The organism is Rhodospirillales bacterium RIFCSPLOWO2_02_FULL_58_16, from assembly GCA_001830425.1.
GTDB lineage: Bacteria > Pseudomonadota > Alphaproteobacteria > Rhodospirillales > 2-02-FULL-58-16 > 2-02-FULL-58-16.
In genome coordinates this window covers 17,286-33,699 of record MIAA01000036.1, presented here as the reverse complement: position 1 = coordinate 33,699, position 16,414 = coordinate 17,286, and the positions used below count along the sequence as shown (strand labels likewise).

The following is a 16,414-nucleotide window of genomic DNA, read 5'->3' as shown; positions in this document are numbered from 1 at the left end:
TATCTATGATTTTTCAGGATATATATTCTGTACGATCAGCTAGGTTACTTTTTGATGCAGTTAACTTTTAGAGGGGGGGGCAATGGCAAACCCAGGTTCGGGCGCGGCACCGGCGTGTTGTGACGTGCCTTTCATGCAACGGCTTCTTGACAATATGTGGTTGCTCGTTGTGATCGGCAACGTTGTGCCGATGTTAATTTACGTCGTGTGGGGCGTTTACGACGCTCTCGCGATTCCGCCGGCACCATAACTTAGAGGGGGAGAACAAATGGCTATTACACCTCCAGAAAATCCGCTCTGGTGGAACGAGCCGATAGAAAAAACCGAGGTTACGTGGATCAGCGTCGCTTTGGTTTGGGCATTGATATTGTTTTTTATGATGCCCTATTGGCACATCGCCGGTAAACAGAATCTGTCCAACGAGGCCTATGAGATCGGACCGGCGGCATTCGAGGCCAAGGTTAACGCCATGGTCGATAAGCACAAGACCGCTAAAACGGTCGGCGCGAACAACGTTCCCGTTGTCCACCCGCCGGCAGGCAGCGATGTTTATCTGCTCGCCCGCCTGTGGGAATGGTACCCGATCCTCGAACTGGAAAAGGGGCAGAACTATCGCTTCCACCTTTCCTCGCTGGATTACCTGCACGGGTTCTCGCTGTTGCCTGAGAACATTAACATTCAGATCCATCCCGATTACGAGTTGGTGTTTACGCTGACCCCGACTTCATCGGGCGAATTCGGATTGATCTGTAACGAATTTTGCGGCATCGGACATCACACCATGTCGTCCAAAATGTTCGTTGTAGAGAAGTGAGGGGGGCGATCATGGCACAATTCAGAACATGTCCCGAAACGGGATTTAAAATCGACCTCGCCGCCGAAAAGCTGATCAAGTGGAACGCGGTTACGGCCGTGGTCTTCTTCCTGGTCGGCGGACTTATGGGTCTATTGGTGGCGTTGACGCGCTGGCCGGCCGTACATCTTCTTCCGGCCGATTTGTTCTACCTGGCGCTTACCGCGCACGGCCTGGACATTCTGCTGGTGTGGATTATCTTCTTTGAGGTGGCGTTGCTTTACTTCACCTCGGCGATTCTCCTGAATTGCCGTCTGGCGGGACCCGGCTGGGCATGGATTGCCTACTGGACGATGCTGGTCGGAGCGGCGATCACCAACGTCGCCGTACTCAGCGGCAATTCCAGCGTTATGTTTACTTCCTATCCGCCGATGATGGCGACGCCGGACTTCTACCTCGGCATAATCCTGTTTGCCGTCGGCGCTCTTATCGCCTGCTTCGTTTTCTTCTTCACCATTCACATGGCGAAGGTGGAAAAAGTCTTTGTCGGCACTGTCCCTCTGGTGACTTTCGGCGCCATAACGGCGGCGTTGATTGCCGTGTTCACCATCCTTACCGGCGCCATCATTCTTATTCCGACGTTGGCGTGGTCGGCGGGTCTGCTGGGACATATCGACACCGTTGTTTACAAGGTTATCTGGTGGGCGATGGGTCATTCCTCGCAGCAGATCAACGTGTCGGCTCATATCGCGGTGTGGTATGCCAGCGCGGCGATCCTGTTCGGAGCCAAGCCGCTGTCTGAAAAAGTCAGCCGGTTTGCCTTCCTGCTGTATATCTTCTTCCTGCAATTGGCCAGCGCCCACCATCTGCTGGTTGATCCGGGCATTACCTCGGAGTGGAAGATCTTCAACACCAGCTACGCCCTCTATCTGGCGGTGCTGGCCAGCATGGTCCACGGCTTGACCGTGCCGGGTTGCGTTGAAGCGGCCCAGCGCAAGAAGGGCTATAACAACGGCTTGTTTGAGTGGCTGACCAAGGCGCCTTGGGGCAATCCGGTATTCTCCGCGTTTGCCTTGTCGTTGGTCATGTTCGGCTTCCTCGGCGGCATAACCGGCGTGGTGCTGGGCACCGAGCAGCTTAACCTGATTATGCACAACACCATGTATGTTCCCGGTCACTTCCATGGCACCGTCGCCACAGGAACGACCCTGGCCTTCATGGGTATCTCCTACTGGATCGTACCCACGTTGTGGCAGAAGGAACTGGTGTTGCCCGGTCTGGCCAAGTTTCAGCCGTATCTGTTCGGTCTTGGGATGGGCGGTTTGGCTATCCTGCAAATGGGCGCCGGAACCGTCGGCGCGCCGCGCCGGCACTGGGATATGTCCTTTGCCGACGCCGCCATCGGTTATGATTTGCCTGCTTCGGCTTTCATGATGATGGGACTCGCCAGCTTGTGCGGCGTTATCGGCGCCGTCGGCGGGCTTGTTTATGTGCTCAACATGGTGCTGACCATCTTGGTCGGCAAATCCAAGGTTCATGCTCCGGCGGCAAAAGCGGCCCCGGCGGCTTCAGTGGCTTCCGCCGCTACCAAACACGGTAGCGCCGGCGCCATGGAGGTGCCCGGCACCTTCACCTTGGCGATGATCTTCCTGGTCACGTTTGTTCTCTACTACTTCGTGAACTGGAAGTATCTGTCCGACGTCTGGGGTCTTAGCTGAGACTCTAAAATGGGGTGGATGGCCTAACCGCCGTCCACCCCGTTATTTTTTTTGCCCTTTTTTATAAAATTTCGGATGGGAACATGGCCGTCGGCAAGCACTGCCTGATATTGTTGCGACTCGGCGGCTTCACGGTCGCCGGGTTTTTTGCGTTTATGGCGGCGGCCATGGCCCAACCCATGGATGACGCCGTCGTAAAAGGCTCGGGATACAGCGAAAAGGAAGCCTATGCCTATAGTCAGGGCGTCATCGGCAAGTCGGTCGGCGATTACGATTTCAAGGACAGCCGGGGACAGCCGGTAAAGTTATCCGATTTTCGCGGCAAGGTTCTGATCATCAGCCTGATCTATTCAAGCTGCGCCCATGTCTGTCCGTTGATCACCAATCAGATCAACGACACCCGCGTGGTTGCAAACAAGGCCTTCGGCGAGGATCAGTATTCCATCGTTTCCATCGGCTTTGATACGGTCAACGACACTCCCGAAAGGATGCGCCTTTACGCCGGTCAGAACGGCGTTGACGGGATCAAGAACTGGAAGTTCCTGAGCGCCGACGCCGCCACCATCAAAAGCCTGACCAAAGACCTGGGGTTTATCTACTACCCGGCGTCGGGAGGGTTTGAACACCTGACCCAGACCTCGGTGCTTACCGTTGAAGGCAAGGTCTATCGCCATGTTTACGGCGAAACATTCGATCTGCCGCTGCTGATCGACCCTATCAAGCAGTTAATTTTCGGAACCGAAGACCCGTATGCCAGCGTTGATGATTTTGTCAAAAAAATTCGCCTGTTCTGCACGGTCTATGATCCGCTGAATAACACATATAAGTTTGACATCACCATTTTTGTCCGCATCGCCGCCGGGCTGACCGTCATCATTCCGATGATCTTTTTCGTTATCAGGCAAAGCATACTGATCAGGCGCAGACGTATCGCCGCCGAGAAGGAAGCGGCGGTGATGGGGCCGAAACTTTCCCCTTCTTGACTCCCGTCAATGCGCTCTAACGTCTGCGGCTTCAAAAAAGAGACCGTAAGGGAGACTGCGTTTGCCGAAAAACTTCCGCCGCCCGCTGCAAGACTTCCTGCTTTGCGTTGAAGCGGTATTCGACCGCGCCTTCGGGCCGAAGTGGAACCCGTTGCGCCAGCTCGGCAGCATAACGTTCTACCTTTACTGGATCGTCGCCGGGACCGGCATTTACCTTTACATCCTGTTCGATACCAGCGTCGCCGGCGCCTATAATTCCGTTCAGTATATTACGCATGAGCAGTGGTATCTGGGAGGCGTAATCCGCAGCTTCCACCGCTACGGCTCGGACACCATGGTGGTGTCGGCGATATTGCATTTAAGCCGTGAATTCATCTTTGACCGCTATCGCGATGTCCGCTGGTTTACCTGGGTTCTCGGCGTGCCAATCCTGTGGATGCTCGTTTTTTCCGGCATCAGCGGCTACTGGCTGGTTTGGGATCAACTGGCCCAGTATATCGCTATCGCCTCCATGGAATGGATCGACTGGCTGGGGATATTCGGCGAGCATGTCGCCAATAATTTCCTGACCAGGGGAAGCCTTGGCGACAGGTTTTTCACCCTCCTGATCTTTATGCACATCTTTGCCCCGCTGATGCTGCTGTTCATCATGTGGTTCCATGTGCTGAGGGTGAGCCGTCCGAAAATTAAACCTCCACGCGGCCTGGCCGTAGGCATAACCCTGATGCTGTTTGTCATCGCTTTGGTCAAGCCGGCGATCAGCCATCTTCCGGCGGACCTGGGAACGACGCCGACCACCGTGAACCTGGACTGGTTCTTCATGATATTCTATCCCTTGTTTGAGAACTGGGGTCCGGGAAGCCTGTGGGGAATAGCCTTGGCGGTGACCTTGCTTTCGGCGGCCATGCCGTGGCTGCCGCCGATGCGGCTGCCCAGGCCGGCCTTTGTTGACCTGGCAAAATGTAACGGCTGCACCCGCTGTTACGCCGACTGTCCGTTCAATGCGGTGGTCATGCAGCCCCGCACCGACGGACGCCCCTTCAAGGAAGAAGCGGTGGTAAACGCCGACCTGTGCACGGCGTGCGGCATTTGCGTCGGCGCCTGCCCCATCTCCACGCCCTTCCGTAATACCGAAGAACTGGCCACCGGCATCGACCTTCCCGACCTGTCGCTGGCGAAGCTGCGCGACCTTACCAACAAGGCGATGGAAAAATTAAAGGGCGGGGGCGATAACGGACGGCCCAAGGTTCTCGTGTTCGGCTGCGATCACAGCATTGACATCAGGTTGATCGAACAGCCCGGAGTGACCGGATTCAGCCTTCCCTGCATCGCCATGTTGCCGCCGTCTTTCATTGATTACGCGCTCAGCCGCGAGGGGCCTGACGGCGTATTGCTGGTCGGTTGCCGGGAATGCGACTGCTACAGCCGTTTGGGTGATCACTGGATGCGTGACCGCATCAACGGCTTCCGCGACCCGGAATTGCGCAAGAGAGTGCCTCGTGACCGCTTCCGCACCACCTGGGCGTCGCGCATCGACAGGAAGCTGCTGGAGACGGAGCTTGCGACGTTCCGCGCCTCGCTTGAAGGAAGATCATGATGGGTGATCTCTTTCACATCGAAATAATCGGCGGATTGCGCCTCGGACATTTATGGCCTGTGTTCATTATCGGCCCGTTAGTCGGGTTTCTTTTTTATCATCTGACGCTGAAGGACATCTTTAACCCGTCGCCTGAGGTCAAGGAGATGAAGCGCCTCCAGAAACTGGAGCGCCGGCGCCGTAAAGATGTGCGGGAACTGGATTCAAAGCTGCGAAAAGAGCGGTCAACCGTCGGCAGATATCCGATGACGCCGTCGCGGTTGTTCGCGCAAGCGGTGTTTTATGTGCCTTTCGCCTTTATGGTCGCCCATTTTTCAAATACGCCGCCCTATTCCGTTGTTTCCCCCGATCAGGCGCTGATCAAGATGAGCATGACGCTTCCCGGACAACACAAGGAGAAATGCCACAAACGCACCAAGGAGGAAATCGCCGAACTGTCTCCCAACATGCGCGCTCCGATGAAGTGTTCCAGGGAGCGCTGGCCGGTGCTTGTCGAATTGAAACTGGACGGCAAACTGCTTTATCGCGAGACGCTTAAGCCCGTGGGCATAACCGGCGACGGACAGTCCAGTTTTTATGAGAACTTCAAGGCGCCTGCCGGCAGGCACACTATGTCGCTGGGCATAATCGATGATGGCGGCGATGAAAAATTCAATTATTTCCTGGAAAAGGAAATAACCCTGGAGCCTGTCCAGGTGATGGTCTTCTCCTTCGACACCGTAACCGGCGCGGTCTACGTCAAATAAAGCGGTGGTTACTCGACCGTGATCAGACCCGTCATTTTTTCATCGACGCCGTGGGGGCCGCATAGATACGGATATTTGCCGGCCTTTTCAAAGGTGTGCCGCCAGCCGTCGCCGGGGAAAAAACGCGCCGACTCGTCAATGCCCGCGTCTTTAAGCCAAACGCTGTGATTGGTCCGCTTTTCCACATTCACCCATTGCACCTTGGTTCCCGCCTTGATCGTCAATTCCTTGGGGCAGAAATTGAATTTGTAGGTGAGTACGACAACCGCCTTGGGGTCGACGGCAGGGTCAGGCTCGACGCTTTTGAGCCGTTCAGCCGCCTCGGCGCAGATTTCAACGGGCTGAGCGGTGGGATCGGCCGCCGAAACCTGAACGGTCGAAACGGTCACGCCGAAACCGAGCGCCGCCATGATCCATATTTTTCTCATCTTTTCATCTCCCTTATATCAGCGACCGTAAAAAATGACTCTGAAAAATCCTCCCCCTTTTAGAAGGGGGAGTTATCAGCCTGTGTGCTTTGAACACAGAGGCGCAGAGGCGCAGAGAAGATTAAGCGAAGGGTTCTTCCTGCTTTTTCTTTTTTTCTATCCTCCTCTGTGTCTCTGAGCCTCTGTGGTTAAAAAAACAGTGCTTATTCCGGTCAACGCGCCGGGCATGATAACAAAAAATCGCCGACTCCGTTAAGAGCCGGCGATTTTTCAGCGGGTTATGCCGGTCTGCTTATTTAGACAATGTCTGAACATAGGCCAGGATATCGCCGGAAACGTTCTCCGGCAGGGCGCGCAGACCCGGCATCGGCTGTTTGGGACGACCGTTGCGGATGGTGTGCAGGCCCCGCCACGGGTTTTCGTTGGTGAGAGCGCCGAGGGCCGGCAGGTCGGCAATCAACTTGCCGTCAGCGCCGTGACAGTTGATGCAAAGGGTGCTGTAGTACAACTTGCCCTTGGCCTTGTCGCCGGTGCCCTGGCCCGTCGCGCTGATATATTTGCCGACATCGCCCAATCCGGCGCTGACAAAAGCGGCGAGGGCTTCAACTTCCTCGTCTTCGATCGAATCGTCTTTAAGGCCGTGTTTTCCCTTGATGACGTCAAGCAGGCTCTTGGGATCCTTGCCGGCGGCGCCGATGACGCCCTTGATGCCTGTAAAGTCCTTGTCGCCTTCCTTGCCGAAAACGCCGTCCTTGCCCTTGTAATCCCAGCCGTGACAACTGATGCACAGCCACGACTTGGCTTTCCGGGCCTTGCCCTTGTCCTGGGGATAAGCCTCATTCGTGCCCATGGGCGGGTCGGCGGCTTCGGTGATCTCGATCCAGTTATCGTATAACTGACCGCCCTGGGCGATTTTATACTCGGTTCCGCCTTCTATGTCGGAGCCGGCGAAGACCGCGCCCGGCGTTAAAAGAAATGCTGCGGCAAACGCCGCCAATACAAACTTGCTGGTTCCCATTTGAAAATCTCCCCCCTCATTGAGCCGAGCCTCGCATAGTTGACGCGACTCTATCATAAAGCGCCGCATGAACAGCAAAAATTTTACTTACGGATGAAAAAAATGCAAAAAAAAGGCGGACATGGGTCACATGTCCGCCTTTTCCAGAGATAAACCGGCTTAGCCTACGCGATTTTTCCGGCTGTAGATATTGAACTTACCCGTGGGGGTTTCGAGTCCCTTGATGCGGGCCTTTTCCGCGAGCGTCTTGCTGTCATAGACGACGATTTCGCCTGTGTTGCTTACGATAGCAGCCTTGTCGCCGGCAGCGGCGGCGGGACGCTTCTTGTTCCAGGCGGACACCCAAACCTCGGAGCCGTCCTTGTTGAACTCGATATGCACAGCCGCCATGCCTTCGCCCTGGGTTACGCGGAGCGACTTGACGACCTTGCCGGTCTTCTTGTCAAGAACAGAGACGCTCTGGTTGACTTCAGGATCCGGCATCAGAGTCTGGTCGGCAAAGACATAAGGCGAATTGGGGTGGGTGCGGATGAACAGGCCGGGACCGCCGGTCTTTTCATCATAGCACTTCTTCCAGGCCTGGTCCGGACGGCCCTTGGGGTCGTTGCCCCAAGCGGTGATCTTGCCTTCGCCCAGATGGACGGTGGCTCCTACCGGTCCGCACTTGTCGTCGTTCCAGTTGGCGCCGGGTCCGGGATGGGGCTTCACGCCGGTTTCAAGCGAGCCGACGGCCTTGCGGGTAACGGTGTCCACAAATTCCATGCGGTTGGAAGCATTGGCCGCAATCTGGAAGTACTTTCCGGACGGGTCGAAGAAGCCGTCGTGGAGCATCAAGTGGGTGTTTTGCTTCTCGACGCGCAGGTTGTCGAGATCGCTGTAATCGACCTGCCACACCTGACCGAGTTCCTTCACCGCGACCATCCATGTCGGGGACATCGCAGGGGCGTAGATGGCGGCGACGCGGGCTTCGTTGACGAATTCGCCGTTGATGTTGGTGCCACGGGTGGAAACCACTTTCAGCGGCTCCATGGTTTTGCCGTCAAGGATGGCGAAGTGCGGGGGCCAGTAACCGCCGCCGATGACGTATTTGTCTTTCCATTCTCCATAGTGGGAAACGGCGACGTCACGGGCTTCGTAGGCGATTCTGGCTTCGGCGGTAGATACCGGGGGATTCGCCCACACGTCGATCTTGTTCATCCTGCCGTCACGGCCCTGGGTGTACCAGAAACGACCTTCAGAGGACTCTTTCAGGACGTGAATGGCGTAACCGGTGTCGACCCTGGTGACCACTTCCTTTTTGTCGCCGTCGATAACGCCGACCTTGCCGGCGTCACGCAGGATGACCATGAAGAAGTTTTCCCAATTACGGTCATGAGCGGGCTTCGCCGGATAATCTTTCGGTTCGACGCGGACTTTGTGGGTCTTCTTCATGTCGGCCAGGCTCATTTCTGGCGGAACCGCGACCGGCATTTGCAGATAGACGGCCATATCGGCGATTTCCTGCTTGGAGAGAGTCTCGTCGAAGTTGACCATCCCGTTTTCGGTGCCGAGAGTGATGATCTTGGTAAGGTCCTTGGTGCCCATGGCGATCGTGCCTTTGGCCGTGACCACGCCCTTGGCGTCAGTCGTCGGGCCGGGCAGAAGGGACTTGCCGGTGGCGCCCTTACGCAGAACGCCATGACAGCCTGTGCAGCGCTGGAAGAAAATCGTGTTCGATTTCTCAAACGCTTCTTTGGATAACGTGGGCGCCGCCGCTTCTTCCGCTACGGCAATAGCCGCAGTGCCCATCATCAGGCCGCCGACCAAGCTTGCCACTGATGTGACAAACATTAGTTTTTTCATAAAATTGCCTCCCTGTTGATTAAAGTCACACTAGAGTTGACCTGGCGTTCTCCTTTTTCTCTTTCCCCCCAATAACGAGATAAGGAAAAGCTAACGTTTAATTAGCCGTGAGAAGGCGTAGAAAACGACATTGCCGCACAATGTGAATGGTTATTGCCAACTAATCAACCCTTGACTTTGACTTTTTGCACAATTTTTTTGGGGAGTTCGGAAAGGGTTGCGCCGGAAAGGGTGGCGCGGAATTCTTTTTTGTGCTTCCCTTGCCTCAAATTCGGTTGCGAATGCCTGATTCCGGGAGGTTTATGGTGAGCGACGTCAGTTGTGTTTATCTGGTGGGGGCCGGGCCGGGGGACCCTGATCTGATGACGATCAAGGCCCGACGGCTTCTTATGAGTGCCGATGTGGTCGTTTATGACCGTCTGGTCTCGCCGGAAATTCTCGACCTCGTTCCGCCGGGAAAAGCCCGCATCTTCGTCGGCAAGGCTCCCAACAACCATCATATGCCCCAGGACGATATCAACGATCTGCTGGTCAGCCTCGCCAAAAGTAACCATTCCGTGGTTCGCCTCAAGGGCGGAGACCCGTTTATTTTCGGTCGCGGCAGCGAGGAGGCTTTATATCTGAAACTTCACGGCGTACCTTTCGAGGTCGTGCCGGGGGTTACCTCCGCCTCGGCGGCCGGCAGCGCTCTCGGCATTCCTCTGACGCACCGCGCTCTCGCCACCGGCGTGCAGTTTGTCACCGGCCATTGTCAGTCCGAAGACGAACTCGACCTGAACTGGAAAGGCATGGCCGACCCCAACACCACCATCGTCTTTTATATGGGACTGGCCAACCTTCCCCGGATCGCCGACGAGTTGATCGCCGCAGGGATGGCCGCCGATACGCCGGCGGCGGCGGTGCTCAAGGTAACGGCGGCGGGTCAAAGGCAATGTGTCACCACTCTTGAACGATTGCCCGCTCTGGTCGTCGCGCTCGGCTATAAAACGCCGGTCATGATCATCATCGGTAAGGTCGTCAGTCTGGCCAAGAGTCTGAACTGGCAGGGATTGATCTATGAGGATGCGGTTCTCGACAACGAGGAAGAATGTTCGGCCAGTGCGTAACGACGCCCTGATCGTTGTTCTTGCCCTCTGTCTGTCGGCCTTCTCCACCGTTTTATTCGCCGATATCAGGTCCGAACGGCAGACGGAACTCTTGTACCTTCTTGACCATGATTGCGGATCGTGCCACGGCATGACCCGCAAGGGCGGCCTGGGATCGCCTCTTCTGCCTTCGCTCCTCGCCGAGAGGTCTGACGATGCGCTGGCCTCTATCATTCTCGACGGCATTCCCGGCACGCCGATGCCGCCCTGGCGACCCCTTATCAACGTCGAGGAAACCAGATGGCTGGTCCGGATTCTACGCAACAAGGAGGAAAAACCATGATCTTTCTGCGCATCATCGCGCTTTGCGCCGCCGTCGGCGCCTGCGCTTCCGTCGAATACAAAGGCTCCGGCGACCTTGGCGTCATCATCGAGAGAGCGGTCGGCTCCGTCCTTATCGTCAACACCACCACTCGTTCTAAAATCGCCCGCGTCGAAGGGCTTGGCGATCTCAGCCACGCTTCCGCCGTCTACTCCCGCGACGAGCATTACGTTTATGTCTTCGGGCGCGACGGCGGCCTGTCCAAGATCGATATTTTGGCCGGTAAACTTGTCAACCGGGTGGTTCAGGGCGACAACGCCATCGGCGGCGCCGTCTCCCAGGACGGGCGGCTGATCGCCGTCTCTAATTATACGCCGGGCGGCGTGCGCGTTTTCGACGCCGAGACCCTGAAAATGGTCGCCGACATCCCCGCCGTTTACGGAACGGAGGGAAAGGCGTCAAAGACGGTGGGGCTGGTGGACGCGCCGGGGCGGCGTTTTGTCTTTACCCTTTATGACGGCGGCGAGATATGGCTCGCCGACCTCAACGACCCCGCCAAGCCTGTTATTACCAAATATAAAGACATCGGTTCGCTGCCCTACGACGCCCTGATTACGCCGGGCGGACATTACTATATCGCCGGGCTGTTCGGCGAGGACGGCATGGCGCTGCTCGACCTGTGGAAGCCGGAAGCCGGAGTGACGCGGATTCTCGGCGACTACGGGAAGGGATCGGAAAAGCTGCCCGTCTACAAAATGCCGCATCTGGAGGGCTGGGCCGTCGTTGACGGCAAGGCTTTTGTTCCGGCGGTAGGGCGCAACGAGGTGCTGATCATCGACACGGCAACCTGGAAGCAGGCGGGAAGCATTCCGGTGCACGGCCAGCCGATATTCGTGGCGGCCCGTCCCGACGGTCGTCATATCTGGGTCAATTTCGCTTTGCCTAATAACGATGTCATACAGATTATCGACGTGGCTACCAACTCCGTCGTCAAGGAATTGACGCCGGGCAAGGGGGTGCTGCATATGGAGTTTACGCCGCGCGGCGAGGAAGTCTGGGTTTCGGTGCGCGACATCGACCGGGTGCTGGTCTACGATACTGCCGATTTTCATGTCGTCAAGGAACTGCCGGCGGACAAGCCGAGCGGTATTTTCTTTACCTCACGGGCGCATCGCATCGGATTGTAATGAGCAATGAATGATCTGGAAAAACGTCTTCTCGACGAATTTCAGAGGGATTTCCCCCTGACTGAACGTCCCTTCGCCGACATTGCGCGCCGGCTCGACGTCGGCGAGGACGAGGTCATCGCGGCGCTGAAGGAACTGAGCGAGAGCGGCGCCGTCAGCCGCGTCGGCTGCGTATTTCGCCCCGGCGGCGTAGGCGTCGGCACGTTGGCCGCCATGGAAGTGCCCGCCGAACGCCTTGAGGAAGTCGCCGAACTGGTCAGCGGCTTTGACGAGGTCAACCACAACTATGAACGCGAGCATCGCCTTAATCTATGGTTTGTCATCACCGCCGCCGACGACAAAGGAATAAGCCGCGTCATCGCCGAGATATCACGCCGAAGCGGCCTTGATGTTCTGGACCTTCCCATGCTTGAGGGCTATCACCTGGACCTGGGGTTTGACCTGAAATGGAACTGACCGAGCAGGATCGCCGCTTGATAACCGCTGTCGAGCGGGGCTTGCCGCTGTGCCGCCGCCCCTTCCGTGAAATCGGGAAGCAGGCCGGGATCAGCGAGAGCGAAGTGATCGCCGCCCTTGGCCGCATGGCGGAAAGCGGAATCATCAGCCGCATGGGCGTGATCGTCCGCCATCACGAATTGGGCTACAGAAACAACGCCATGGTGGTGTGGGATATTCCCGATGAAAAGGCCGGAGAAATCGGCAGACGTTTCAAAACATTCGCTTTCGTCACCTTATGTTACCGGCGCAAACGGCGGCCCCCGGTTTGGCCCTATAATCTGTTTTGCATGGTTCACGGTCGCGAACGCGACGTGGTGCTGGCCCAGGTGGAGGAGCTGGCCGAGGGTTGCGGGCTTAAAGACATGCCCCGCGAGGTGCTTTTCAGCGGACGCCGCTTCAAGCAGCGCGGCGCCGTTTACTCTCCGGCGGCGAGCGTCATATGAGCGCCCCCAAGCCGATTTTACTGGACGACGCCGACAGGGCCATTATCAACGGCCTGCAAGGTGCTTTTCCCCTCAGCGAGGAGCCTTTCGCCGAGGTTGCCGAACGGCTGGGGCTGGACCGGGACGATCTTATCGCCCGCATCCGAAGGATGCTGGATAACAACGTGCTGACCAGATTCGGCCCCATGTATCACGCCGAAAAACTGGGCGGCGGCCTTACCCTGGCAGCGATGAAAGTGCCGGAAGCGGACTTTGACGCCGTCGCCGAACAGGTCAACGCCCATCCCGAAGTCGCTCACAATTACGCCCGCGACCATCGACTTAACATGTGGTTCGTCATCGCCACCGAAACCCAGCAAAGCATCGCCGAGGTCATCGCCGCCATCGAGGAAGAGACCGGCCTTAAAGTTTACAACATGCCGAAGATCAGGGAATTCTTCATCGGCTTGAGTTTCGGAGCTTAAAGGCATGGATGACAGGGCGACCATTGACGACATCGACCGCCGGATCGTTCTGGTTACCCAGCGGGGATTGCCGTTATGCGCCCGCCCCTACGACGCCGTGGCCGAGCAATTGAGCCTCCCGCCGCAAGAGGTGATCCGGCGAATGAAACGGATGCTGGACCAGGGCCTCATCCGCCGCATCGGCGTGGTGCCTAATCATTACACGCTGGGCTATCGCGGCAACGGCATGGCGGTGTGGGATGTGCCGGATGAGTGCGTTCTCGACTTCGGACGCCTGATCGGCGACCTGGAATATGTCAGCCATTGCTATTTGCGTCCCCGCCACCCGCCGGAATGGCCTTACAACCTGTTCGCCATGGTCCACGGCCACGACCGCGACGAAGTGATGGAGCGGGTGGGCAAGATCAATTATATCCTCGGCGATGACGTGCGCGCCCATGAAGTGCTGTTCAGCACCCGCATTCTCAAAAAGACGGGATTGCGCTTTTCGGCGTGAATATAGAATAATGAGACGATGTTCAGGCTGACCCAGTATTTGCGCGAGCTTGACGAGCCGACGCCGGTCGGCCCCCGCCGCGACCTTCCGGGACCGGTAGTGGTGTGGAATCTGGTGCGCCGCTGCAACCTCGCCTGCAAGCACTGTTACACCACTTCCGCCGACAAGGATTTCCCCGGCGAGTTATCGACCGAGGACGTTTTCAAGGTGCTGGGCGACCTGAAGGCGGCGAGAGTTCCGTTTCTCATTTTATCGGGCGGCGAGCCGTTGCTGCGCCCCGACATTTTCGACATATCAATCCGCGCCAAGGATATGGGCTTCTATGCGGCGCTGTCCACCAACGGCACCCTTATCAACGAGTCCAATATCAAGAACATCGCCGCCGTCGGCTATGACTACGTCGGCATCAGCATTGACGGCATCGGCGAGACGCATGACAAGTTCCGTCGCCTGGACGGCGCTTATAAGGCCGCCATGCGAGGCGTCGGCCTGTGCCGCGACCTGGGACTGAAGGTGGGTCTCCGCTTCACCATGACCAATGACAACGCTCATGAACTGCCGCAAATCCTCGACCTGCTGGATGCCGAGAACATCGACCGTTTCTATTTTTCGCATCTCAATTACGCCGGACGGGGCAACCGCAACCGCAAGGATGACGCTTTCTTCAAGACCACCCGCCACGCCATGGACCTGTTGTTCGAGCGCGGCCGGCAATGCCTGAAAAACGGCGACGAAAAGGAATTCGTCACCGGCAACAACGACGCCGACGCCGTTTATCTGCTGTTGTGGTTGCAAGACAACTTCCCGCAAGCCGTCGGGCATGTTCACGCCAAGCTGGCGCAATGGGGCGGCAACGCCTCAGGAGTTAATATTTCCAACATCGACAACACCGGCAACGTTCACCCCGACACCATGTGGTGGAATTATACCATCGGCAACGTGCTGAAGCGTCCGTTTGCCGATATCTGGAACGACACATCCGATCCGCTGATGGCCGGCCTCAAGCGCCGCCCGCGCCTGATCAAGGGCCGCTGCGGGGCGTGCGTATATTTTAATATCTGCGGCGGCAACACCAGGGTGCGTGCCGAACAGATCACCGGCGACCCCTGGGCCGAAGACCCGGCCTGCTATCTTACCGACGAGGAGATCGGCGTTGCCGACGCCGGGGAGCGGGTAAAAATCACGCCGTTTTCCGCATCCGCGCACCACCAACGAAAGGTCTTGTAATTCGATGATGAAAATTTTAGCCGTTACCCTGATGATTTTGAGCGGAGTCAGCGCGGCGAGCGCGGCGGACCCCGCCTCGCTGTACGCCGCTCACTGCGCCGAGTGCCACGAGGCCGGACGGCTGGGCGCCATGGGTCCGGCTCTTCTGCCGGAGAACCTGGGCCGCCTGTCCAAGAAAAATGCGTTTGACGATATCGCCAATGGTCGCCCGGCGACCCAAATGCCCGGCTATAAGGACAAGCTGTCCAAGGAAGAGATCGACGCCCTGGTGACGCTGATCTATACGCCGCTGACCCCGATGCCGATATGGGGAACAAAGGAAATCAACGCCACCCATGTGATCCATACGCCGTTGGATAGCCTGCCCGACAAGCCTAAACACAACGCCGATCCCTTGAACCTGTTTACGGTAGTGGAGACCGGCGATCACCATGTCACCATTCTCGACGGCGACAAGTTTGAGCCGCTGTGGCGCTTCAAGTCGCGGTACGCCTTGCACGGCGGCGCCAAATATTCGCCGGACGGACGCTTCGTTTATTTCGGTTCGCGGGACGGCTGGGTCAGCAAGTACGATCTGCACAGCTTCAAGCCGGTGGCCGAGGTGCGCGCCGGCCTTAACACCCGCAACATTGCCGTTTCGTCGGACGGAAAGTGGGTGATGGTCGGAAATTATCTGCCGCACACCCTGGTCGTTCTCAACGCTGCCGACCTGTCGTTGTCGCGGGTAATCTCTACCGCCGACGGCCAAGGCGCTACGTCGCGGGTCAGCGCCGTTTACACGGCCCCGCAGCGAAAAAGCTTTATCGTCGCCATGAAGGATTTCAAAGAGGTGTGGGAACTGTCCTATGATCCGAACGCCAAGCCCATCTACGGCGGCTTCGTCCACAATTACCGCGAGGGACAGGAGGAAGGGGTAGCCATGGAAAAGCAGCCCTTCGCCAAGCGTCGCATCAAGCTGGATGATTATCTGGACGACTTTTTCTTTAACCTCGCCTACACCGAGGTTATCGGCGCTTCGCGGGACGAAAAGACCGGCAGCGTTTACAATCTGGATACCGGGAAAAAGGTGGCCGATCTTGATCTGGGCGGCATGCCGCACCTGGGGTCCGGCATCGTCTGGGATTACAACGGCGGCCCGGTGATGGCGACTCCCCACCTTAAGGGCAGCACGGTCAGCGTCATCGACATGACGACATGGAAGACGATCAAGAAGATCGAGACCATGGGTTCCGGTTTTTTCATGAGGAGTCATGAAAATACGAATTATGCCTGGACCGATGTCTTTTTCGGCCCCAACAAGGGCTTTTTGCACGTTATCGACAAACAAACCCTGGAGATCGTCAAGAATATCAACCCGGCGCCGGGCATGACCAACGCCCATGTCGAGTTCACCCGCAGCGGCAGTCACGCCCTGGTCAGCATCTGGGAAATGGACGGCGCCATAGTCGTTTACGACGCCAGGACTCTGGAAGAGGTCAAACGCATCCCGATGAAGAAACCGTCGGGCAAGTACAACGTCTTTAACAAGATCACCTATTCATCGGGAACAAGCCATTAGCCGTCTCGG

General features: G+C 57.2%; 17 protein-coding genes. 14 read left to right on the top strand and 3 right to left on the bottom strand.

Going from position 1 to position 16,414, the window contains the following annotated elements:
- Nucleotides 1–268: 268 nt before the first annotated feature.
- The 5 genes from A3H92_09210 (at nt 269) to A3H92_09190 (ending at nt 5,837) form a co-directional block, all read left to right on the top strand.
- Nucleotides 269–814: a cytochrome C oxidase subunit II gene (locus A3H92_09210; protein ID OHC74239.1), complete on the top strand. Its 546-nt coding sequence runs from the start codon at nt 269–271 to the stop codon at nt 812–814.
- 11 nt (nt 815–825) lie between these two features.
- Nucleotides 826–2,511, top strand: coding sequence for a cytochrome C oxidase subunit I (locus tag A3H92_09205; protein ID OHC74238.1), 1,686 nt, complete (start codon nt 826–828; stop codon nt 2,509–2,511).
- An 83-nt stretch (nt 2,512–2,594) separates the two neighbouring features.
- Nucleotides 2,595–3,494, top strand: a complete 900-nt coding sequence (locus A3H92_09200) for a hypothetical protein (GenBank protein OHC74237.1) — start codon at nt 2,595–2,597, stop codon at nt 3,492–3,494.
- Between the two features lie 61 nt (nt 3,495–3,555).
- Nucleotides 3,556–5,091, top strand: a complete 1,536-nt coding sequence (locus A3H92_09195) for a hypothetical protein (GenBank protein OHC74236.1) — start codon at nt 3,556–3,558, stop codon at nt 5,089–5,091.
- A 245-nt stretch (nt 5,092–5,336) separates the two neighbouring features.
- Entirely contained in the window at nt 5,337–5,837 is a 501-nt protein-coding gene (locus A3H92_09190) for a hypothetical protein (GenBank protein ID OHC74264.1), read from the top strand.
- An 8-nt stretch (nt 5,838–5,845) separates the two neighbouring features.
- Here A3H92_09190 and A3H92_09185 read toward each other — a convergent pair whose 3' ends face one another.
- The 3 genes from A3H92_09185 to A3H92_09175 form a co-directional block, all read right to left on the bottom strand.
- Nucleotides 5,846–6,265: a hypothetical protein gene (locus tag A3H92_09185; protein OHC74235.1), complete on the bottom strand. Its 420-nt coding sequence runs from the start codon at nt 6,263–6,265 to the stop codon at nt 5,846–5,848.
- Between the two features lie 292 nt (nt 6,266–6,557).
- Nucleotides 6,558–7,283: a hypothetical protein gene (locus A3H92_09180; protein ID OHC74234.1), complete on the bottom strand. Its 726-nt coding sequence runs from the start codon at nt 7,281–7,283 to the stop codon at nt 6,558–6,560.
- Nucleotides 7,284–7,442: 159 nt separating this feature from the next.
- Nucleotides 7,443–9,125, bottom strand: coding sequence for a nitrite reductase (locus A3H92_09175; protein OHC74233.1), 1,683 nt, complete (start codon nt 9,123–9,125; stop codon nt 7,443–7,445).
- 302 nt (nt 9,126–9,427) lie between these two features.
- Here A3H92_09175 and A3H92_09170 point away from each other — a divergent pair, with 302 nt between their 5' ends.
- Genes A3H92_09170 through A3H92_09130 form a run of 9 tightly spaced genes read left to right on the top strand, consistent with a single transcriptional unit; the run spans nt 9,428 to nt 16,405 of the window.
- Entirely contained in the window at nt 9,428–10,231 is an 804-nt protein-coding gene (locus A3H92_09170) for a uroporphyrinogen-III C-methyltransferase (GenBank protein ID OHC74232.1), read from the top strand.
- 10 nt (nt 10,232–10,241) lie between these two features.
- Nucleotides 10,242–10,553: a hypothetical protein gene (locus A3H92_09165; GenBank protein OHC74263.1), complete on the top strand. Its 312-nt coding sequence runs from the start codon at nt 10,242–10,244 to the stop codon at nt 10,551–10,553.
- Entirely contained in the window at nt 10,511–11,719 is a 1,209-nt protein-coding gene (locus A3H92_09160) for a protein nirF (protein ID OHC74231.1), read from the top strand. Before A3H92_09165 ends, A3H92_09160 begins: the two co-directional genes overlap by 43 nt.
- A gap of 6 nt (nt 11,720–11,725) precedes the next feature.
- A complete protein-coding gene (locus A3H92_09155; protein OHC74230.1) occupies nt 11,726–12,175 on the top strand; it encodes an AsnC family transcriptional regulator in 450 nt (149 codons plus the stop codon).
- Nucleotides 12,166–12,660, top strand: coding sequence for a protein nirL (locus tag A3H92_09150; GenBank protein ID OHC74229.1), 495 nt, complete (start codon nt 12,166–12,168; stop codon nt 12,658–12,660). The genes A3H92_09155 and A3H92_09150 overlap by 10 nt, the downstream gene beginning before the upstream one ends.
- 20 nt (nt 12,661–12,680) lie before the next feature.
- A complete protein-coding gene (locus A3H92_09145) occupies nt 12,681–13,124 on the top strand; it encodes a protein nirG (protein OHC74262.1) in 444 nt (147 codons plus the stop codon).
- A 4-nt stretch (nt 13,125–13,128) separates the two neighbouring features.
- A complete protein-coding gene (locus A3H92_09140) occupies nt 13,129–13,620 on the top strand; it encodes a protein nirH (GenBank protein ID OHC74228.1) in 492 nt (163 codons plus the stop codon).
- Between the two features lie 18 nt (nt 13,621–13,638).
- Nucleotides 13,639–14,847: a heme d1 biosynthesis radical SAM protein NirJ gene (locus A3H92_09135; GenBank protein OHC74227.1), complete on the top strand. Its 1,209-nt coding sequence runs from the start codon at nt 13,639–13,641 to the stop codon at nt 14,845–14,847.
- A gap of 7 nt (nt 14,848–14,854) precedes the next feature.
- The gene (locus tag A3H92_09130) at nt 14,855–16,405 is read left to right on the top strand and encodes a cytochrome C oxidase Cbb3 (protein OHC74261.1); all 1,551 of its coding nucleotides are present in this window, start codon (nt 14,855–14,857) and stop codon (nt 16,403–16,405) included.
- Nucleotides 16,406–16,414: the final 9 nt, after the last annotated feature.

Coding starts and splice junctions, on each gene's coding strand:
- A3H92_09210 (OHC74239.1), top strand. CDS start 269: ATGGCTATTACACCTCCAGAAAATCCGCTCTGGTGGAACGAGCCGATA.
- A3H92_09205 (OHC74238.1), top strand. CDS start 826: ATGGCACAATTCAGAACATGTCCCGAAACGGGATTTAAAATCGACCTC.
- A3H92_09200 (OHC74237.1), top strand. CDS start 2,595: ATGGCCGTCGGCAAGCACTGCCTGATATTGTTGCGACTCGGCGGCTTC.
- A3H92_09190 (OHC74264.1), top strand. CDS start 5,337: ATGACGCCGTCGCGGTTGTTCGCGCAAGCGGTGTTTTATGTGCCTTTC.
- A3H92_09185 (OHC74235.1), bottom strand. CDS start 6,265: ATGAGAAAAATATGGATCATGGCGGCGCTCGGTTTCGGCGTGACCGTT.
- A3H92_09180 (OHC74234.1), bottom strand. CDS start 7,283: ATGGGAACCAGCAAGTTTGTATTGGCGGCGTTTGCCGCAGCATTTCTT.
- A3H92_09175 (OHC74233.1), bottom strand. CDS start 9,125: ATGAAAAAACTAATGTTTGTCACATCAGTGGCAAGCTTGGTCGGCGGC.
- A3H92_09170 (OHC74232.1), top strand. CDS start 9,428: ATGGTGAGCGACGTCAGTTGTGTTTATCTGGTGGGGGCCGGGCCGGGG.
- A3H92_09160 (OHC74231.1), top strand. CDS start 10,511: ATGGCTGGTCCGGATTCTACGCAACAAGGAGGAAAAACCATGATCTTT.
- A3H92_09155 (OHC74230.1), top strand. CDS start 11,726: ATGAATGATCTGGAAAAACGTCTTCTCGACGAATTTCAGAGGGATTTC.
- A3H92_09150 (OHC74229.1), top strand. CDS start 12,166: ATGGAACTGACCGAGCAGGATCGCCGCTTGATAACCGCTGTCGAGCGG.
- A3H92_09140 (OHC74228.1), top strand. CDS start 13,129: ATGGATGACAGGGCGACCATTGACGACATCGACCGCCGGATCGTTCTG.
- A3H92_09135 (OHC74227.1), top strand. CDS start 13,639: ATGTTCAGGCTGACCCAGTATTTGCGCGAGCTTGACGAGCCGACGCCG.
- A3H92_09130 (OHC74261.1), top strand. CDS start 14,855: ATGAAAATTTTAGCCGTTACCCTGATGATTTTGAGCGGAGTCAGCGCG.